This is a genomic window from Streptosporangium sp. CA-135522 (assembly GCF_050949235.1).
In the GTDB taxonomy this organism is placed as follows: Bacteria; Actinomycetota; Actinomycetes; order Streptosporangiales; family Streptosporangiaceae; genus Streptosporangium.
In genome coordinates this window covers 2,711,257-2,729,859 of the sequence record NZ_CP192026.1, presented here as the reverse complement: position 1 = coordinate 2,729,859, position 18,603 = coordinate 2,711,257, and the positions used below count along the sequence as shown (strand labels likewise).

Sequence of the window (18,603 nt, the reverse complement as noted above, 5' to 3'; positions counted from 1 at the left end):
AGTCGCGTCACCGAAAATCCCGCGCCCGCAGGTCAGGTAACCCGCCTCGCGGCCGGTAGCCGCCGGTCCTTCGAATACCGGACACCATTTTTCCGATCCATATGGAGATCTCCGGTATGGCACCGATCACACGTATTCGACCATCAACAGATGGTGCGGACTGCCTAAAGACCAGCACTGACGCCGGCCCCGCCCTGCCCCTGGCGACGGGTCACCGGCCGGTCGACCACCATCATGATGATCAGCGCGGAGTCGGCCACGGCGAACGCGGCGCCGGCCGCCCGCGGATACTTCGTCACGAGCTCGACGTAGGACATCGCCGTCAGCAGGGCGATGACGAACTCGATCAGCCCGCCGGGGTCGGGCCGAGGATCTCGATGGCGTGCCGGGCGGCCGTGTGGCCGAGGAGGGCCGCAGCGATGGGCGCGGGGTCGGGCAGGCGTCGCTCGCGCGCGGGTTCGCCCACGGCGGCGGCGAACCGCTCGAAGCCGGACGGCGTGGTGATCTGCAGGAGCCGGAGGGGTTCGTCCGGCCCGGCGACGAAGCCGTGCGCCAACCCGACGGGAAGGAACACGAAGTCGCCGGGGCCGGCCGGGAACGTCTCACCGTCACAGTGGAACCGCGCGGTGCCCGACAGCAGGTAGAACAGCTCGTCCTCCTCCAGATGGCGATGGAGGGGCGTGGCGAACCCGGCCGGGTTGACGAACTCGGCGACGGTGAGACGGCCACGGGTCTCGGCGCCGGTGGCTTTGAGAGTGACGAGGTTGCCGAGGAACCAGAAGGCCTCACCGTCGTCCCGGCCACGGACATAGGGGCGGCCGGGTGCCGTCTGCGTCATGGTCACCTTCTTTGGATAGACAGTAGTATAGTCAATATAACGCTAGTATTTCGGATGTGGTCGAGGATCGAGAGACGAAGAGGCGCTACCAATCCTCGGTTCGTCAGGACAGCGCACGCCGTACCCGCCGGGCCATCGTCGCCGCGGCCGGCGAGCTGTTCGTCGCGAACGGCTATGTCGCCACCTCCCTGGCCGACGTCGCCGCCGCCGCCGGCGTGGCCCGCCCCACCGTCTTCGCCGCCTTCGGCTCCAAACCCGCGCTGCTGCGTCAGGTGCTCGACCAGGCCCTCGCCGGCGACGACGCCCCGGTCCCGGTGGCCGAGCGACCGTGGTTCAAGCCGGTCTGGGACGCGGCGAGCCAGGCCGCCGTTCTCGACGCCTACGCGCAGGTGTGCGCGCTGATCGGAGAGCGCGTGGCACCGATCTTCGAGACCGTCCGCCGGGCGGCCGACGCGGCTCCCGACGTCACGGAACTATGGGACACGCTTCAGGCCAACCGCCGTGCGGGCGCGCACATGGTGGTCGAGCACCTGCGGACGTTCGGACCGCTACGCCCCGGTCTGGACGCCGAGCAGGCCACCGACGTCCTGTGGCTTCTCAACGACCCCGCCCACCACGACACCCTGGTGAGGCAGCGAGGCTGGTCCGCCGGCCCCTTCCGCGACTGGTTGTCGGGCATGATGCGCGACGCGCTGCTTCCCCGCTGAGCCCCGGCCGCCTTCACCGTCTGATCGCATCCGTACGACCGTCACCGACGACACCGCCACCGAGGAAACGCCGCGCTGGGAGTCCTTCCACCGGGGACGGCCGCGTCGCCGACCGGCCCGGGCGGCAGGTCCGGGAGACGTCGCTCCTACACCGGCTCGCCGGCCCGGCCGAAGAGCGTGTCGACGAGCCCGGGAAACCTGGCGTCGAGGTCGTCGCGGCGCAGGCTCATGCAGCGCGCCTTGCCCTCCGGGCGGGTCACCGTGAGACCCGCCTCCCGCAGGATCCGCCAGTGGTTGGACAGCGTCGAGCGCGGCACGTCGAGGTCGTCAGGGCTACAGGCGACCTCGCCCCCCGAGGCCATCCGCCGGACGAGCTCGAACCGCACCGGATCACCCAGCGCGTGGAGCACGGCGGGCAGGTCGAGATCCTCCCTGGCGGGCTGTGGAACGTGTCGCATGGAGCTAGTATGCCCCTCAATTCCATATTTCGGGAAACTCGAAATGATCTAGGAGACTCCCATGCAGGTGCTCACCACCTACGCCCGGCTCTACGTCGACGACCTCGACACCGCCCTGCCGTCCCTCACCGAGCTGACCGGGGCCGACCCGCAGTGGCGCGAGGGGTTCGGCGACCTGGAGCTGGCGGGGATCAGCCGGTTCCTGCTCGTCGCGGGCACCCCCGAGGCGCTGGCGCCCTACCGGGACACCCAGGGCACGGCCGTGGTCGCCGACATCGACGAGGTGGAGCACGTGCTCAAAAGCCACGGGGCCGAGATCGTCGGCGGCCCCCTCGATGCGCCCAACGGACGGGGTCTCACCGCGCGGCACCGCGGCGGGGCCGTCATCGAGTACGTCCAGTGGCACGACGAGCTCCGCGAGCGTGTCCTGAGCGCTCCGCAGGAGCCCGCCCCCATCCTGGCGACCTACGCCCGGCTCTACGTCGACGGCGTGGACGTGACCCTGCCGCCCCTGACCGAGCTCACCGGCGCCGAGCCCGCGCTGCGGTTCGACTACGGTGACCTGGAACTGGCCGGTCTGGAAGGGTTCCTGCTCGTCGCGGGCACCCCCGGCGCCCTCGCTCCGTTCCGCGAGACCCACGCCACCGCCATCATCACCGACCTCGCGGTGGTCCAGCGGATCCTCCGAACCCACGGGGGGCAGGTGCTCGCCGGTCCGGAGGAGGTCCCCACCGGGCGCAACATGACCGTACGGCACGCGGGAGGGGCGATCATCGAGTACGTCGAGTTCAGCTCCACCGTACGGGCCGAGGTCATCGGCTGACCGGGCCGGGCCGGGTTGAGTCGGGCCGGGTCCTCCCCGGCGGGAGGCGTCGTCTCCCTCGGGCGGGGGAGGTGGACGGCCCGCGTGGGGGAGGTGACCACCGGGGGCGATGGGTGATCTTGGGGTCAGCGATCGAATCTCCGGAGGCGACCATGACCACTCCCACCGACACTCGGATGCCGGACGGCCCTCGGCCTTCGTCCGGGGATCTCGGGTGGGCGACGCGCTGGCGCCGATGGCCGGCGTGGGCACCCTACGCCGCGGCGGTGTGGGGGGTGCTGTACGCCGCCGTCCAGGTCACCTGGGTGATGACCGGCACGGCCCTGCCGCTCGGGGCGAACCGTTCGCTCCCGTCTGTGGTCCAGCTCATCCTGGCGGGCCTGGCGATCCTGGCCGCCGCGGCCTGTCTGGCCGGTGCTCGTGTCCGCGGCGGACCCGGCCGGATGGCGGTGCGGGCGTCGATGGCCGTCGTGATCCCGGTGTTCGTGCTGGGGACGTTCGGTGCGCCGATCGAGTTCGTGTCCCTGATAGCGGGGGCGGGAGTGGGGTCGAGCGGCGCCGGGCTGGCCCACCTCCTGCTGGACATCCCCGGGGCCGGGCTGCTGGTGGTCACCGGCCTGTCCTTCCGGCGGCGGCTGCGCGGCCGGTGCCCGCGGTGCGGGCGGGCGCATCCCGGCGACGTCGACGGCCCCCTGACCCATCCGGCCGCCTCCACGGCGTCGGTGGGGGTCCGCGTGGCCGTCTACGCCGGCATGTGCGGGATCCTGCCGTGGGCGATCACCAAGACCATCTGGACGATGGGCGGTGACGCCCTCGGCGTCACCGCCCGGCAGTGGCGGGAGACGGGCGCCGGCGGGTCGGGGCTGACGAAGGCGCTGGCGTCGGTGGGCATCGACTTCACCGTGCTGGCGGCGATGCTGGCGTGGTTTCTGATGCTGGGCCTGGTGTATCCGTGGGGCCAGGTGTTCCCCCGCTGGACACTGGTGCTGTCCGGGCGGCGGGTGCCGCGTCTGCTGCCGTTGATCCCGGCCTGGCTGACCGGGACCACACTGGCCCTGTACGGGACGGCGCTCACCGTCGCCGCCGCCGTCATGCTCGTCGCCGGCGTGGGAACCGGGTCCGGTCCGTCGTCCACCGCCGTGGGCGGCGGCCCGGAACTGTCGACCTGGATGATCGAGTTCGGCGGGCTGGCCTTCGCCGGTCTGGGCATCGGCCTCGTCGTGGCCGCACGCTCCTACGCCGCCCGTACCCGGCCGGTCTGCGCCGCCGCCGGCACGCCGGCCACGGCCGCCGCCGGGTGAGAGCGGGCAGCGGGTGAAGACGCTCCGCCGGGGGCGACACCCGCGGCCGGGCCGCGATCGCCGCCGGCTTGCCGGAGCGGCTCGGGGACCGGAGGAGAATCGTCGGCGTGGAACGGATGTATCCGGACGGGCCGAGCCCGCAGATCCCCGCACGCGCGCGGACGCTCCTCACGGAGCGGCGCCGCGGCGAGGCGGCCGACGCGGGAATCGCGGCGGCGGGCGGGCGTGGCGGATGCTGAAACTGGATCGGCTGGTGAACGTCCTCGGCGGCTACGGAGCTCGGTTGTGCTGCGCCCCCGCGTCACGAGAGGTGGAGCTGCGCAGCGTGGTGGTGCACGACCCGACCGACCCCCGCCCGGCGACCGGCGACGTGTTCTTGTCGGTCGGCGTGGACTCGGCCGCCGACGCCGTACGGCTGGCACGCTCGGCGCGCGCCGGGGCGCTGCTGGTGCGCGGGAACCCGCCGCTGGAGGAGCGGGCCCTGGCGGAGGCGCGTGACGGCGGGATCGCCGTGCTGCTGGTGGAGCCGGAGGTGTCCTGGAGCCAGCTCTTCGGCGTGGTGTACGGCCTGGTGCTCGAAGGCCGTGAGACCGACGCCGGGCGGGGGCCGACCGACCTGTTCGCCTTCGCCGACACGCTCGCGGCCGAGGTCGGCTCCGCCGTGACCATCGAAGATCAGATGTCACGCGTGCTGGCCTACTCCGGCTCGCAGCAGACCGCCGACCCGGCGCGGCTGGAGACGATCCTGGGCAGGCGGGTGCCGGACACCATGCGGCGGCTGTTCGAGCGCGCAGGCGTCTTCGCGCACCTGGCGACCTCCGACGAGCCCCTGTTCGTCGGCCCCTCTCCGGCGCACGGCCTCAGGGGCCGCATGGTGGTCGCCGTGCGCGCCGGGCGCGAGCTGCTGGGATCGATCTGGGTCGAGTGCGAACGCCCGCTGTCGGCCGAACGCCGGGTCACCCTGGGCGACGGGGCACGGGCGGTCGCGCTGCACCTGCTGCGTTCCCGGGTCAGCGCGGACCTGGAGCGTCAGGTGGAGTCCGATCTCGTCATCCGGTTGCTGGAGGGCACGGCCGACGCGCCCGCCGTCATCAGCAGGCTCGGCCTGCCGCGGGGGCGGTTCCGGGTGATCGCGCTCCAGGCGCACGTCGCCGAGGAGAGGCACGCGGCGATCCTGCTCGCCTTCGAGCGCGCGACCACCGGCTTCGGCTGGTCCCGGCCGGGACGCAGCACACTGTTCGGCAACACCCTGTACACGCTGCTGCCCTGCGACCACGACGCCGCGCCCGCCCGCGACTGGCTCTCCGCGATCGTGAGTGTCCTGCCGCGGCGGGTCACCGTGTTCGCCGGCGTCGGCGGCGCCGCGGAGCCCGCCCAGCTGCCCGCGAGCAGGCAGGAGGCCGACGAGAGCCTCGCTCTGCGGGCGGCGCGGCCCGGCGGCGCCCTGGCGGTCGTCTACGACGAGTCCTGGGATGAGATCCTGCTGCAGCGCCTGCGGGCGGCCGCCTCGTCGGGCCGCACTCCCGCACGCGGGCCGGTCGCCGAGCTCACCCGGCATGACGCCGAACACGGCACCCGCTACATCGCGACGCTGCGCGCCTGGCTGGAGTCCCAGGGGGATCCGGTCGTCGCCGCCGGCCGCCTCGACGTCCATCCGAACACCGTCCGCTACCGGCTTCGGAGGATGGCCGAGATCACGGAGTTAGGGCTCGACCTGCCGGAGAAGCGGCTGGCGATGATCATCGCGTTGGCGGCCGGCCAGGACAGGCAGCTTTGATCTTCCCGCGCTTGTCGGGGCCGGACAAAGTCCTCCTCCACGCTTGTCCGACACGCACAGACCGCCGGCCCGCCACGACGGCGATGCTCATGTCACGCGGGTGACGCCCGCGGCGGGCAGAGCACGTCAGAGCGGAGAAGTGATCATGGGCATCGATGGTGGGCCGCGCACGGCAGTGGTGATCGGCGCCGGCGTGGTGGGGCTTTCCACCGCGTGGTTCCTGCAGGAGCGCGGTGTGGAAGTCACCGTGGTGGACCGTGACGGGGTGGCCGCGGGCGCGTCGTGGGGCAACGCGGGCTGGCTCTCGCCGGGGCTGGCCATCCCGCTGAACGAGCCGGGAATTCTCCGCTACGGCCTGCGCTCCCTGCTCGACCGGAGTGCTCCGCTGCACGTGCCGGCCACCCCCGATCTGGGGCTGTGGTCCTTCCTCACCAGGTTCGCGATGAACTGCACCTGGAAGTCGTGGGGGCGTGCCGTACAGGCCAACCTCCCGTTCAACGAGGAGTGTCTTGAGGCGTTCGACGTGCTCACCGCCAACGGTGTCGACGCCCCCACGGTCGAGGCTCCGATCCTGGCCGCGTTCGAGAGCCCGCGGCAGGCCGTGGGGCTCCTGCACGAGCTCCAGCGCATCAACCGGTCGGGGCTGGAGATCCGATACACCGCGTTCGACGGTGACGACCTCGGCCGGCAGGCGCCGCAGCTCTCCTCCCGGGCGCGGGCCGGGATCCGGCTGGACGGCCAGCGCTACGTCGACCCCGGGGAGTTCACTCGGTCGCTGGCCCGCTCCGTCACCGCCCGCGGCGGCACGATCCGCTCCGGTTTCCGGGTGACCGAGGTGCGCTCCGGCGCGGGCGGCGGGCTCACCGTCCGATCGAGCGAGGGAGACTCCGTCAAGGCCGACGCCGTCGTTCTCGCCACCGGCGCCTGGCTGAACGGGCTCGGCGCGTCGTGGGGCGTGCGCGTCCCGGTCCGCGCCGGGCGCGGTTACTCCTTCACCGTGCCGACCGACGAGCCGGTGCCCGGGCCCGTCTATCTGCCCGCCGTGCGCGTGGCCTGCACGCCGTACCAGGGCAAGCTGCGCGTCGCGGGAACGATGGAGTTCCGTGACGCCGACGCGCCCCTGGACCGCAGGCGGGTCGAGGCGATCATCGCATCGGCCCGGTCGCTGCTCACCGGCGTCTCCTGGGACGAGCGCACCGACACCTGGGTCGGTCCCCGCCCCGTCACCCCCGACGGCCGGCCCCTCATCGGAGCGACCCACGCCCCCGGCAGGTTCGTCGCCGGCGGGCACGGCATGTGGGGACTCACCCACGGACCGGTCACCGGGCGCATGCTCGCCGAGCAGATCACCACGGGCAAGCAGCCCGCGGCCCTGCGGGACTTCGACCCCACCCGCTGACGTCCGGCCCGCCTCGGCACGGAGCCTCAGGAAGTCTCCTCGTTGCGGCGGGCGCGGTAGGCGGCCATCTTGGCGCGGGCACCGCAGCCGTCCATCGAACACCAGCGGCGGTGGCCCGCGCGGCTGGTGTCCAGGAACAGTGACGAGCACCGGTCCAGCTCGCACTCGTGGACGCGGTCGGCGAGCGGCCCGCCGAGCAGATGCACCGCGTCGCGGGCGATCTCGGCCAGCAGCGTCTCCACGGTCGTCTCGCATCCCACCTGCCGCAGGCGGCCCCCGGAGCCGACCTCCAGCCGGTGCGCCCGCGGCGGGCGAGTGGCCCAGCCGTTGACGGCCGCCAGCGCGCCCGGCGGGACCTCCTGCCCGAGCCGGTGCGCCGTGAACAGCTCGTACAGCGCCTCCCGCAGGCGGCGGGCCCGCCGCAGGATCTCTTCCGACACCGGCGGAGCAGGAGCGGCGAGGCCCGCCTCGGTGAACCAGCGGCCCAGGTCGTCCGGTGTCGTCAACCGCTCGACACCGTGCTGCCGGCGCTCGCTCACCGTGGCGACGAAGTCGAGGCAGGAGCGCCCGCCGCGGAACCGGAAGCTGTACACCCTATTGATGTTACCGGTTCAACCAGTAACCTACTGTCCATGACACCGGCCGAACTCGTCACCCGCGTCCGCGACGGGCATCGCCTGCTGACCGCCCTCGTCGCGGACCTCACCGACGACGACGTCCGGGCCCCATCCGCGCTGCCCGGATGGTCCCGCGGGCACGTCATCACCCACCTGGCCGACCTGGCCGACGCCTTCGCCCGCCAGGCCGACCACGCCCGCCGAGGCCTGCTCGTCGACGTCTACGACGGCGGGCGTCCCGGTCGCGACGCCGCGATCGAACGCGGCGCCGGCCGTGCCGCGCACGAGCTGCGCGAGGCCACCGGCGCGGCATGCGCCGCCCTCGAAGCGGCGTGGGAGGAAACCGGTGAGGAGGGCTGGAGCCTGCCCGTCCGCTATCGCGACGCCACCCTGCTCGACACCGCCTACGCCCGCTGGCGCGAGGTCGGAATCCACCTGACCGACCTCGACCTCGGCTATCGGCCGTCGGACTGGTCCGTCGAGTTCTGCGATCACGTCGCAGGCTTTCTCATCTCTCGCGCCCCCACCGGGACCCATCTGACGCTGGTCGCCGACGACGCGGACCTCCGGTGGACCTCCGGGACGGGCGCTACCGTCGCGGTGCGGGGCCGTACGGACGACCTGGCCGCCTGGCTGGCCGGACGGGCTCCGGACCATCCGGTCCGCAGTGACTCCGGCGACCTGCCCGAGCTCGGCCCGTGGCCCTGATCCACCTTTCCGGTACGGCCTGCGCGAGCCGTACGGGTCCCGCGACGGCCTGCGGGCCTGACCGGCCTTCCCCCGGGTGTCAGCGATCACGTTATTGGGCTCTTGGTCACTTTCTGGGGACGGTCACGTTGGGTGACCGTCCTGGCTCAGTTGAGCAGCGCGATCTTTCTGATCAGGTCGAGATTGGCTCGGCCGAACATGAGCCTCTTCCAGAATTTGATCTTGCAGATGATGCCTTCGACGGCGCCGGATGAGTAAGTCAGGGTGAGCCCGGCTCGGACCGCGTCGTAGTCCTGTTCGAGGCCGCGGGCGAGGGAGTGGAGGGCGGGCAGGTCGTCGGTGCGGACGGCGGTGATCCAGTCACCCAGGCGATGGCCTTGGCGTTCGGTCATCATCGTGGCGAAGTCACGGACGTGTCGTGTGGTGGCCGCCAGTTCGGGGCTGCGTTCCAGGATGCGGGCGAGGTGTTGGGTCTCGTGTTCGGTCAGGTGGTCGGGGTGGGTCATGATCCACCGGATGACGCGTCGGGGCTTGGGCGGCGCCGGGGCTGCGGGTGCGGGTCGTGCGCAGCTCGGGTCCGGACGCGTGGGCGAGGGCGGGGTTCCCCGGAATTGGTGTAGGTAACGGCGCACGGATTGGACACTGCCGGTCCATCCACGGGCCTGGAGTTCGGCGTGCAGGACGCTCGCGTTGGTGCGGCCTTCGTTCCAGCGCTGGTTGAGGTAGGGCTTGAATCCGTCGAGGGTGCCGGTGCGGTGGGTGGATTTGAACAGGACCTCCTCAAGGTTCTGGGCTCGGGTGAACCGGCCGACGGTCGCGCGGCCGATCCCCAGCCGCCGGGCGATCTCGGTCTTGGAGTGGCCTTCCTCCAGCAGGGCGTGGATGGCGGCGTATCGTTCCCGGTGACGGGCGACCACAGGGCGTTCACGTCCCAGCACGTCGTGAGCGCCGTCCTGTGGCGGTATCGGCTCGGCTGCCGGGTCGTGCGGCTGAGCGTGCGGGAGCGGCGTCTCCTGCGCTTCTTCCTGCGTCATGGGTTCCGATTCCGGTTCGCGCAGGTGGGCACGGTGGGCGATGACGGTCTTCTCCACCGCCTTGCCCAGGTCTTGCCACAGGTGGAACCTGTCGGCCACTTGCTGGGCTTCGGGCGCTCCCTGCCTGGCTCCGGCGGCGTAGGCTCCGGCACGATCTCGGCAGATCACGCGGACGCCGGGGTGAGCGCGAAGCCAGTCGGTGAGCGTGCCGGCCTCCCGGTCGGGCAGCACGTCGATGATCCGGTGCCGCCGGTGCTCATCGGCCAGGTCGACCAGGACGCTGGCGTAGGAGTGGCCTTTGCGTTTGGCCCAGTCATCGACACCCAGCACGGCGACCTGCCCCACCTCGGGGTCGGGCAGTGCCCTGATCAGCCGGAGCAGTGTGCACCGGGAGACGATCACGCCGAGTACACGCGCCAGCCGGCTCCCCGCGCTGCCCGCCAAGGCCAGCGCGATCCGTTCCAGTAAGACCCGTAATCCGGCCGTGCGCCGCTGATGCCGTTCGGTCAGCCCGTTCACCTGCTCGGCGAATGTGGTCAGCGGGCATCCGGTGTTGCCGCAGACAAACCGGCGGACCTCCAGCTCGATCAGCACCGGCCGCCCACCGCACGACAGGTCGTGCAACCGGCGCCGATACCGGTCGTGCACTCGCGATGAGGCCCGGCCGCACCCACGGCATTCGGCCCCTTCGGCACGCGTGCGCGCGACGATCCGTACCCCCTCGCCCTGGTCCTCCATTCGCTCCACGGACAGGCCATTGAGCTGTGGGAACAGAGTTGCCAGGAGGCGGGCCTGGTCGTTGGACGGGGCAAGCGGCACAATGATCCCTCTGCGGTCGTTCCGGATGATCAGATCGTGGTGATCCAGATCGTGACGGAACGGCCGCAGCCACGCGCACCGCGTTACATGATCGCGACTTTCACGTAATTGAGCCACCCACCACCGCTCGCTCCACGCAATGGAGCCGGCTCAAGCTGACGGCCTTGGATCGCGGACAGTCACCGCTCCCCAGAGAGTGACCAAGAGCCCAATTAGACGATCGCTGACACCCCGGGGCGCCCCGGCCGCCATGGATCCGCGGCATGAGCCCGGCATGGGCACCGTGCGGCGTTCCTGCCTGGCAGTGTCCGGCCTGGCAGTGTCCGGCCTGGCGGCACGCGGCGGAACTCACCCCCGCCCGGTCTCCTCATCCGGCATCGCCGTGATGTCGGCCCAGCCGGTGGACCGGCTCTGCGCGTGGTGTTCGGCCGCCATGTCGCGGAGCTGGTCGGCGAACAGGAGTGCCTGCTCCGAGGTCATGCGCGGCTCGGGGCCGCGGTAGAAGACCACGATGTCGCCGTTCTGGGACATCGTGGCGGCGAAGGGAAGTGGAGGGGAGATAACCATGATGCGAACCATTCTTTCCTGTCGCACCGACAGTTCGCAGGTCGTTTAATTCCCCGCGTGCGGGTCGTTCGCTCTCCCCCGCCTGCGGGCCGCCGGGGTCTCGCGGGTGCGGGCCGTCCGGTCTCCTCCGCCTGCGGGCCCCCGGGGTCCGGAACGACCCGGTCCCCCGCCGACCACCATGGTCGTCCCGGCCCGAGGTCTAAGGGCTGTTTCTTGGATCTGATCCCATTGGCCACGCGGCGGCCGTACATGGCACGGTATGACGGTGTCCGACCTCATCACCCCACCCCGATCGGTCGCCGAGGCCGTCGCCGCCGAGCGAGACGGCCGGCGGTTGCGCTATCTGTTCTTCTGGGGGCATCAGCCGCCGCGCGGCGGTGGTGTCGGCGCCGGATGCCTCAGCCAGTGGTGGGAGGCGGCGTTCACCGCACAGGGGCGTCTCTTCCGATCGGCCGAGCACTACATGATGGCGCACAAGGCCTGGCTGTTCGGCGACGACGAGACCGCGGCACGGATCCTCGCCGCCGAACATCCCGGCGAGGCCAAGAAGCTCGGCCGCCAGGTCCGCGGCTTCGACGAGGACGTGTGGAACGAACACCGCTACGAGATCGTGGTGCGCGGCAGCACCGCCAAGTTCGGCGGACGTCCCGAGCTGAAGGACTTCCTGCTCGGCACCCGCGGCCGGGTCCTGGTCGAGGCCAGCCCGGTGGACCGGATCTGGGGCATCGGGCTCACCGCCGACGACGAACGCGCCGCCTCCCCCGCCACGTGGCGAGGCCTGAACCTGCTCGGTTTCGCCCTCATGGACGCCCGCGACGCCCTGGACTCCGCGCGCTGAGCCGGATCCGGCACCACCCGGCCCTGTCCATCACCCTCATCGACGACGCCGATCGGCTTCCGTCGTTCTCCGGTCGTGACCGGCACGATGGCTGGAGTTCGCACCCCTAACGCGCCCTGTCGGGATTTTCACGAGGCGGATGCAGAGCGGGTTCGACGGCGGCGAGCAGCTCGAGCATGGGCTCTCGTGTCTGTTCGGCGAACGCCGTCTCTACGGCTGCGGCAGCGGGCCCGCCCGTGACCCAGGCGAGGACCTGCTGGTACGCGGAGCTTCGACGGTTCCAGAAGGCGTTGGTCAGGCGGCTGCCTGACAGGCCGGTCAGGACGAAGTCGTGCAGGTGCTTGATTGCCGGGTCGGCGTCGAGCTTGCTCCAAGCGCTGAGGCAGGGCGTCAAATCCATGCCTGTGGCGGCCAGGGAGCACAGCACCGTGTCGACCGGAGGGCGGACCGGGTAGTTGCGCAGCGTTTCGTGCCACCATTCATTCAGGAACCCTGCTATGGCATCGCGCTCGTCAATCGGCCAGGTCCGCCAGTCGACAGAGGCGAGCTTGCCGAAAACGATCTCGGAATCCGGATAGGTGAAGGCGTCTTCTGCCGCGCATTCGAGCAGGCGCGGCAGAAAGTAGCGGAACTCGGTGACACCACCCCACGTGTTGAGGGCCTTGGCGGCGTAGCGGGCCAGCGACGCGGCTTCCACGGATCTGACCGGCCCGGCCAAGAGGCACAGCTCATCGCCTGGATCCACGCAGTGCGGACAGCCGATCACGCGCTCAGGTCGCTCAACGTGTCCGAAAACTTCGTACAGCCGACGCTTTGCTGCATCCCATCCCGACATTGATCCATTATCGACGGCCACGCCGCCATCAAAGCAGACACGTATGCGCGCGTTGCGCTGCAGATGTGAGGGTTTGGTGCACGGACCGAGCTCGGACTCTGCATGCGCTGGCGCGCACGCAGCACGGCATGAGACCTGGTGAACCGACGCTGAGGCGATCGAGTGTCCGTGGCCATGCAAAAGCGGCCGTTGACATCGAGTGCGCTCGGCATTGCAGCGACGATGTCGCGGATCTGTCTTCACCTGAGTCGCACAGACAGGGTGTTCTCGAGCAGGGCCGATCAGGTGCCATGGCGCTTCTTACGGACGGCCCGCCTGACCAGGCGATCACCGTCGACGGCCGAGTATCCGCGTCGGTGATCTCGCAAGCGTGATCAACTCTTACGGGCCCCAGGGAAATGTTCACCGAGCGGCGACTTATGCTCAATTCAGCAAAAGTCATGAAATATCAGTCGAAACCATTGACGCTGGCAGCGTAAGTTCCTACATTCACGGCGGAAGAACTACAAAAGAGAGCACCTCGTAACTTCCCGCAAACAGCCTGTGCGGAGGTGTGCACGACGGTCTCGGCGGTCAGTGGCTGGAAGCCCGCGTGACGCTCCGCCGGGGCACCGTCGCCTGAAGACATCCACGACGTCCTGCCGGCCCATCCCCTGAGCCTCCGGCGGCGCGCTCGCCGTCCGCCCACATGCCGTCCGGCCATGCCCGGATACCGCCGTACCGGGTGACACCCCCCACCCCTGGAGAGCCCCCGTGCAGCACAGGAGAAGACGAACACCGACAACGGCCCTGGCCGTCCTCCTCGCAGCCGGAGCCACGACGGTCGCCCTGGCCGCCGGCGCTCCGGCGGCGCACGCCGTCGTCGTCGATCCGGCCGACTACCAGCAGGTCACCCTCGCCAAAGGCGTGGCGGAGATGGGCGAGCCGATGTCGCTCGCCGTACTGCCGGACCACTCGGTCGTCCACACCTCCCGCGACGGCACGCTCCGGCGCACCGACGCCGGCGGCGACACCTCCGTGGTCGGCACGCTGCCGGTGTACAGCCACGACGAAGAGGGCCTTCAGGGGGTCGGGGTGGACCCCGCCTTCTCCGCCAACCGGCGCATCTACCTCTACTACGCGCCGCCGCTGTCCACCCCGGGCGGCGACGCCCCGGCCACCGGCTCCGACTGGTCGGCGTGGCAGGGCGTCAACCGGCTGTCGCGGTTCACCCTCACCGCTGACTGGAAGCTCCAGGCGGGCAGCGAGGTGAAGATCCTCGACGTGCCGGCCGACCGCGGCATCTGCTGCCACGTCGGCGGGGACATCGACTTCGACGCCGCCGGAAACCTCTACCTGACCACGGGCGACGACTCGAACCCGTTCGACTCCGACGGATACAGCCCACTCGACGAGCGCACCGGCCGCAACCCCGTCTACGACGCGCAGCGCACCGCGGCCAACACCAACGACCTGCGCGGCAAGGTTCTGCGGATCAAGGTGAACGGCGACGGGAGCTACTCGATCCCTCCGGGGAACATGTTCCCGCCCGGCACCTCGGGCACCAAGCCCGAAATCTACGCGATGGGATTTCGCAATCCGTTCCGGATGAGCGTGGACAAGACGACCGGCGTCGTCTACCTCGGCGACTACGGCCCGGACGCGGGCGCCTCGAACACCTCCCGGGGGCCGAGCGGGCAGGTCGAGTTCAACCGGATCACCGGCCCCGGCTTCTACGGCTGGCCGTACTGCACCGGCGGCAACACCGCGAACGAGACGTACAACGACTACGACTTCGCCACCGGCGTCTCCGGTGCCAGATACGACTGCGCCGGCGGGCCGGCGAACAACTCCCCCCGCAACACCGGCAGGCCCGCCCTGCCGCCCGCGAAGCCCGCCTGGATCAAGTACGGCGGCGACTCCGGCTCGCCACCGGAGTTCGGCGGCGGCTCCGAGTCCCCGATGGGCGGTCCGGTCTACCGCCACGACGCCGCGTCGAGCTCGACGGTGAAGTTTCCCGCCACCCTGAACGGCGTCTTCTTCGCGGGCGAGTTCGGCCGGGGCTGGATCAAGGCCATCGAGGTCGGTTCGGACGGCGCCCGGGGCGCCATCAGCGCCTTCCCCTTCTCGGGCAAGCAGGTGATGGACATGGCGTTCGGTCCCGACGGCGCGCTGTACGTCCTGGACTACGGCACCGGCTACTTCGGCGGCGACGCCAACTCGGCCCTGTACCGCGTCGAGTACATCGCCGGCGGCAACCGGGCGCCGACCGCGAGGGCGGCGGCCGACAGGACCTCCGGGCAGGCACCGCTGACGGTGGGCTTCTCCTCCGCCGGCTCCGCCGACCCGGAGGGCGGCGCTCTCACGTACTCGTGGACGTTCGGCGACGGCGGCACCTCGACGGCGGCGAACCCCTCCCACACCTACACGGGCAACGGCGCCTACACCGCCACGCTGAAGGTCACCGACCCGCAGGGCGCGACCGGCACCGCAAGCGTGATCGTCACGGTCGGCAACACCGCCCCCACCCTCACCATCACCTCCCCGAGGAACGGGCAGCCGTTCACCTTCGGTGACACGATCTCGTACGCGATCACGGTGGCCGATCCCGAGGACGGCTCGATCGACTGTTCCAAGGTCACGATGACCTACCTGCTGGGCCACGACAGCCACGCGCACGCGATCACCTCGAGGAACGGCTGCACCGGATCGATCACGACCCAGGTGGACGGCGAGCACTCCACGGAGGCGAACACCTTCGGCGTCCTGGCCGCGGAGTACACCGACGCGGGCGGCCTGAAGGGCACCGTCCAGGCGACGCTGCAGCCGAAGCACCGCCAGGCCGAGCACTACGGCTCGGCGTCCGGGGTGGACCCCATCAACCACGCCGGCGCCGAGGGCGGCAAGACGGTCGGCAACATCCACAACGGTGACTGGATCGCGTTCCAGCCGTACCAGCTGGACGGCGTCACCTCGATCACCGCCCGTGTCTCGTCCGCGGGCGCCGGCGGCACGCTGGAGGTGCGGGCCGGCTCCAGCACCGGCACTCTGCTCGGCTCGGTCCCGGTGCCGGTGACCGGCGGCTGGGAGACGTTCCAGGATGTCAGCACGGGCCTGCTGAAAGGACCCGGCACCACCACCACTCTGTACCTGGTGTTCAAGGGCGGCTCCGGCGCGCTGTACGACCTCGACGCCTTCACGCTGTCGACCGGCGGGACCGGTCCGGTCAGGGGGTTGGCGGGCAAGTGCCTGGACATCGCCGGAGCCGGCACCGCCGACGGCACCAAGGTCCAGCTCTACACCTGCAACGGCACCGGCGCCCAGAACTGGACGGTCAACGGCCAGACCCTCAAAGCCCTGGGCAAATGCCTGGACGTCGCCGGAGCCGGCACCGCCAACGGCACCAAGGTCCAGCTGTGGACCTGCAACGCCACCGGTGCCCAGAACTGGACCGCCCAAGCCGACGGCACGCTGAAGAACCCCGCCTCCGGCAGATGCCTGGACGTCGAAGGCGGCACCTCCGCCGACGGCACCCAAACGATCATCTGGGACTGCCACGACCAGCCCAACCAGAAATGGACACTCCCGTGACCTGAGGCGTCCCGCCGCGGGCCCGTGCCGTACACGTGCGGTGGCGGGCCCGCCACCGGAGCCGGGAACGGAAGCGCTCCGGAGTCCTCATATCGACAGGCGGCTTCGTCCTCAGAGACGGCTTCGTTCTGAAAGCAGCTTCGTCCCGAGAAGGGAACGCAGAGTGAGAGACTTTCTGCGCCGGGGATTGTCCCTGGCGGTGGCGGCCATCACGATCATCACCGGCACCGGCACCGGTCAGGCGACGGCGGCCGACGGCGCCTACAAGGTGCTCGTGTTCTCCAAGACCGCCGGATTCCGGCACGACTCGATCGCCGCGGGCGTGCAGGCCATCCGTGACCTGGGAGCGGCCAACGACTTCACCGTCGACGCCACCGAGAACGGCGGCGCGTTCACCGTTTCCAATCTGAGCCAGTACGCCGCCGTGGTCTTCCTCAACACCACCGGCGACGTGCTCGACGCCGGCCAGCAGAGCGCGTTCGAGTCCTATGTCGCCTCGGGCAGGGGCTTCGTGGGCGTCCACGCGGCCGCCGACACCGAATACGGCTGGCCCTTCTACGGCGACCTCGTAGGCGCGTGGTTCGCCTCGCATCCGGCGATCCAGCAGGCCACCGTCAAGGTCGAGGACCGGGCGCACGCGGCGACCTCGCATCTCGGCCGGACCTGGCCTCGAACCGACGAGTGGTACAACTACCGAACCAACCCTCGCTCCAGCGCGCACGTGCTCGCGACCCTGGACGAGACGACCTATTCGGGCGGCTCGATGGGCGGCGACCACCCCACCACGTGGTGCAAGGCCGTGGGCGGCGGCCGGTCCTTCTACACCGGCGGCGGCCACACCGTCGAGTCGTACGGCGACGGCGCCTTCAGAGCTCAGCTGCTGGGCGGCATCCGGTACGCGGCCGGCAGGACGAAGGCCGACTGCCGGCCGGAGACCGGATACACCACGTTGTACGACGGCTCGACGACCGGCTGGTCCCAGGCCGGCCCCGGCGGTTTCACCAGCGCGGACGCCACCCTCACCTCCTTCGGAGGCCTGGGCATGATGTGGTACTCGGCCAAGGAGTTCCACTCCTACTCGCTGAAGCTGGACTGGAGACTCAACGGCGACGACAACTCGGGGGTGTTCGTCGGCTTCCCCTCCAGCGACGACCCCTGGTCGGCGGTCGACAACGGCTACGAGATACAGATCGACGCGACCGACTCCGCCGACCGCACCACCGGCGCCGTCTACGGGTTCAAGTCGGCCGACCTCGCCGCCCGGGACGCCGCGCTGAACCCGCCGGGAGAGTGGAACACCTACGAGCTGCTGGTCGAAGGCGAGCGGGTGCAGGTCTTCCTCAACGGCTCCAGGATCAACGACTTCACCAACACCGACCCGGCGCGCAGCCTGCGGCAGGGTTACATCGGCATCCAGAACCACGGAGACGGCGACGACGCCGCGTTCCGCCACATCCGCGTCAAAGAGCTCGGCACGCCGCAGGACGCCACCATCGAGGCCGAGTCCTACAGCGGCGTCAGCGGGGCCTCGCCGTTCGGCAAGACCGGCGCGCACGGCGGCCGGACACTCGGCTCCATCGACCCCGGCGACTGGTCGTCGTACGCGGGCGTCGACCTGACCGGCGTGACGGGGTTCAGGGCGAGGGTCGTCTCCGGCGGCCCGGGCGGTGCGATCCAGGTCCGGACCGGTTCGGCCACCGGCCCGATCCTCGGCACCGTGAACGTGCCCAACACCGGCGGATGGGAGACCTTCGCCGACGTGCAGACCGGTCTGACCGGCGTGCCGCCGGGCGTCCAGACGGTGTATCTGACCTATACGGGCACCGGCACCGGCCTGTTCGACGTGGACGACTTCACCCTGGTGCGAGGCGTCCCGACGACCCGCACCGGTCCGGTCAGGGGGTTGGCGGGCAAGTGCCTGGACATCGCCGGAGCCGGCACCGCCGACGGCACCAAGGTCCAGCTCTACACCTGCAACGGCACCGGCGCCCAGAACTGGACGGTCAACGGCCAGACCCTCAAAGCCCTGGGCAAATGCCTGGACGTCGCCGGAGCCGGCACCGCCGACGGCACCAAGGTCCAGCTGTGGACCTGCAACGGCACCGGCGCCCAGAACTGGACCGCCCAAGCCGACGGCACGCTGAAGAACCCTGCCTCCGGCAGATGCCTGGACGTCGAAGGCGGCACCTCCGCCGACGGCACCCAAACGATCATCTGGGACTGCCGCGACCAGCCCAACCAGAAATGGACACTCCCGTAACGGTCGCCCTCACCGCGGAGATGATCTGTCACTCGCGGCAAACTGGGACAAT

17 protein-coding genes are annotated in these 18,603 nt (G+C 70.6%); 10 read left to right on the top strand and 7 right to left on the bottom strand.

Annotation, left to right across the window (positions count from 1 at the left end; all coding sequences use genetic code 11):
* Window positions 1–164: 164 nt before the first annotated feature.
* Together ACQPYK_RS12935 and ACQPYK_RS12930 are read right to left on the bottom strand one after the other, a co-directional pair.
* A complete protein-coding gene (locus tag ACQPYK_RS12935) occupies window positions 165–317 on the bottom strand; it encodes a hypothetical protein (RefSeq protein ID WP_433254522.1) in 153 nt (50 codons plus the stop codon).
* A gap of 29 nt (window positions 318–346) precedes the next feature.
* Complete coding sequence (locus tag ACQPYK_RS12930; RefSeq protein WP_433254519.1) at window positions 347–838, bottom strand: quercetin 2,3-dioxygenase; 492 nt, start codon at window positions 836–838, stop codon at window positions 347–349.
* Between the two features lie 56 nt (window positions 839–894).
* On the opposite strand from ACQPYK_RS12930, the gene ACQPYK_RS12925 reads away from it, so the two are divergent.
* Complete coding sequence (locus ACQPYK_RS12925) at window positions 895–1,545, top strand: TetR/AcrR family transcriptional regulator (protein ID WP_433254516.1); 651 nt, start codon at window positions 895–897, stop codon at window positions 1,543–1,545.
* Between the two features lie 146 nt (window positions 1,546–1,691).
* Here ACQPYK_RS12925 and ACQPYK_RS12920 read toward each other — a convergent pair whose 3' ends face one another.
* Entirely contained in the window at window positions 1,692–2,003 is a 312-nt protein-coding gene (locus ACQPYK_RS12920) for an ArsR/SmtB family transcription factor (protein WP_433254513.1), read from the bottom strand.
* Window positions 2,004–2,064: 61 nt separating this feature from the next.
* Here ACQPYK_RS12920 and ACQPYK_RS12915 point away from each other — a divergent pair, with 61 nt between their 5' ends.
* From ACQPYK_RS12915 to ACQPYK_RS12895, 5 genes are all read left to right on the top strand, one after another.
* Window positions 2,065–2,826 carry a VOC family protein gene (locus ACQPYK_RS12915; protein WP_433254510.1) on the top strand — a complete coding sequence of 254 codons (762 nt, stop codon included), beginning with the start codon at window positions 2,065–2,067 and terminating at the stop codon, window positions 2,824–2,826.
* Between the two features lie 152 nt (window positions 2,827–2,978).
* Entirely contained in the window at window positions 2,979–4,127 is a 1,149-nt protein-coding gene (locus tag ACQPYK_RS12910; RefSeq protein WP_433254508.1) for a hypothetical protein, read from the top strand.
* A gap of 107 nt (window positions 4,128–4,234) precedes the next feature.
* On the top strand, window positions 4,235–4,366 hold the full coding sequence (locus ACQPYK_RS12905; protein WP_433254506.1) for a hypothetical protein: 132 nt from the start codon (window positions 4,235–4,237) through the stop codon (window positions 4,364–4,366).
* On the top strand, window positions 4,360–5,904 hold the full coding sequence (locus tag ACQPYK_RS12900; RefSeq protein WP_433254504.1) for a PucR family transcriptional regulator: 1,545 nt from the start codon (window positions 4,360–4,362) through the stop codon (window positions 5,902–5,904). Before ACQPYK_RS12905 ends, ACQPYK_RS12900 begins: the two co-directional genes overlap by 7 nt.
* A gap of 145 nt (window positions 5,905–6,049) precedes the next feature.
* The gene (locus ACQPYK_RS12895) at window positions 6,050–7,303 is read left to right on the top strand and encodes an NAD(P)/FAD-dependent oxidoreductase (RefSeq protein ID WP_433254502.1); all 1,254 of its coding nucleotides are present in this window, start codon (window positions 6,050–6,052) and stop codon (window positions 7,301–7,303) included.
* Between the two features lie 26 nt (window positions 7,304–7,329).
* Here the strand turns inward: ACQPYK_RS12895 and ACQPYK_RS12890 are convergent, their stop codons facing one another.
* The gene (locus ACQPYK_RS12890) at window positions 7,330–7,896 is read right to left on the bottom strand and encodes a CGNR zinc finger domain-containing protein (protein WP_433254500.1); all 567 of its coding nucleotides are present in this window, start codon (window positions 7,894–7,896) and stop codon (window positions 7,330–7,332) included.
* Window positions 7,897–7,935: 39 nt separating this feature from the next.
* Here ACQPYK_RS12890 and ACQPYK_RS12885 point away from each other — a divergent pair, with 39 nt between their 5' ends.
* Window positions 7,936–8,628 (top strand): maleylpyruvate isomerase family mycothiol-dependent enzyme, encoded by a 693-nt coding sequence (locus ACQPYK_RS12885; RefSeq protein WP_433254498.1) that lies wholly within the window; start codon window positions 7,936–7,938, stop codon window positions 8,626–8,628.
* A 146-nt stretch (window positions 8,629–8,774) separates the two neighbouring features.
* On the opposite strand, the gene ACQPYK_RS12880 is transcribed toward ACQPYK_RS12885, so the two are convergent.
* Window positions 8,775–10,400: an ISL3 family transposase gene (locus ACQPYK_RS12880; RefSeq protein ID WP_433258777.1), complete on the bottom strand. Its 1,626-nt coding sequence runs from the start codon at window positions 10,398–10,400 to the stop codon at window positions 8,775–8,777.
* A 429-nt stretch (window positions 10,401–10,829) separates the two neighbouring features.
* Complete coding sequence (locus tag ACQPYK_RS12875) at window positions 10,830–11,048, bottom strand: hypothetical protein (RefSeq protein WP_433254496.1); 219 nt, start codon at window positions 11,046–11,048, stop codon at window positions 10,830–10,832.
* A 259-nt stretch (window positions 11,049–11,307) separates the two neighbouring features.
* On the opposite strand from ACQPYK_RS12875, the gene ACQPYK_RS12870 reads away from it, so the two are divergent.
* Entirely contained in the window at window positions 11,308–11,886 is a 579-nt protein-coding gene (locus ACQPYK_RS12870; protein WP_433254494.1) for an NADAR family protein, read from the top strand.
* Between the two features lie 106 nt (window positions 11,887–11,992).
* On the opposite strand, the gene ACQPYK_RS12865 is transcribed toward ACQPYK_RS12870, so the two are convergent.
* Window positions 11,993–12,721: a hypothetical protein gene (locus ACQPYK_RS12865; protein WP_433254491.1), complete on the bottom strand. Its 729-nt coding sequence runs from the start codon at window positions 12,719–12,721 to the stop codon at window positions 11,993–11,995.
* Between the two features lie 753 nt (window positions 12,722–13,474).
* Here ACQPYK_RS12865 and ACQPYK_RS12860 point away from each other — a divergent pair.
* Window positions 13,475–16,291: a PQQ-dependent sugar dehydrogenase gene (locus tag ACQPYK_RS12860; protein WP_433254489.1), complete on the top strand. Its 2,817-nt coding sequence runs from the start codon at window positions 13,475–13,477 to the stop codon at window positions 16,289–16,291.
* 163 nt (window positions 16,292–16,454) lie between these two features.
* Window positions 16,455–18,551, top strand: coding sequence for a ThuA domain-containing protein (locus tag ACQPYK_RS12855; RefSeq protein WP_433254487.1), 2,097 nt, complete (start codon window positions 16,455–16,457; stop codon window positions 18,549–18,551).
* Window positions 18,552–18,603 lie beyond the last annotated feature (52 nt).

Excerpts from the sequence above, each read along its gene's own strand:
- ACQPYK_RS12935 (WP_433254522.1), bottom strand. The coding sequence starts at position 317 with ATGTCCTACGTCGAGCTCGTGACGAAGTATCCGCGGGCGGCCGGCGCC.
- ACQPYK_RS12930 (WP_433254519.1), bottom strand. The coding sequence starts at position 838 with ATGACGCAGACGGCACCCGGCCGCCCCTATGTCCGTGGCCGGGACGAC.
- ACQPYK_RS12920 (WP_433254513.1), bottom strand. The coding sequence starts at position 2,003 with ATGCGACACGTTCCACAGCCCGCCAGGGAGGATCTCGACCTGCCCGCC.
- ACQPYK_RS12915 (WP_433254510.1), top strand. The coding sequence starts at position 2,065 with ATGCAGGTGCTCACCACCTACGCCCGGCTCTACGTCGACGACCTCGAC.
- ACQPYK_RS12910 (WP_433254508.1), top strand. The coding sequence starts at position 2,979 with ATGACCACTCCCACCGACACTCGGATGCCGGACGGCCCTCGGCCTTCG.
- ACQPYK_RS12900 (WP_433254504.1), top strand. The coding sequence starts at position 4,360 with ATGCTGAAACTGGATCGGCTGGTGAACGTCCTCGGCGGCTACGGAGCT.
- ACQPYK_RS12895 (WP_433254502.1), top strand. The coding sequence starts at position 6,050 with ATGGGCATCGATGGTGGGCCGCGCACGGCAGTGGTGATCGGCGCCGGC.
- ACQPYK_RS12885 (WP_433254498.1), top strand. The coding sequence starts at position 7,936 with ATGACACCGGCCGAACTCGTCACCCGCGTCCGCGACGGGCATCGCCTG.
- ACQPYK_RS12880 (WP_433258777.1), bottom strand. The coding sequence starts at position 10,400 with ATGGAGGACCAGGGCGAGGGGGTACGGATCGTCGCGCGCACGCGTGCC.
- ACQPYK_RS12875 (WP_433254496.1), bottom strand. The coding sequence starts at position 11,048 with ATGGTTATCTCCCCTCCACTTCCCTTCGCCGCCACGATGTCCCAGAAC.
- ACQPYK_RS12870 (WP_433254494.1), top strand. The coding sequence starts at position 11,308 with ATGACGGTGTCCGACCTCATCACCCCACCCCGATCGGTCGCCGAGGCC.
- ACQPYK_RS12865 (WP_433254491.1), bottom strand. The coding sequence starts at position 12,721 with ATGTCGGGATGGGATGCAGCAAAGCGTCGGCTGTACGAAGTTTTCGGA.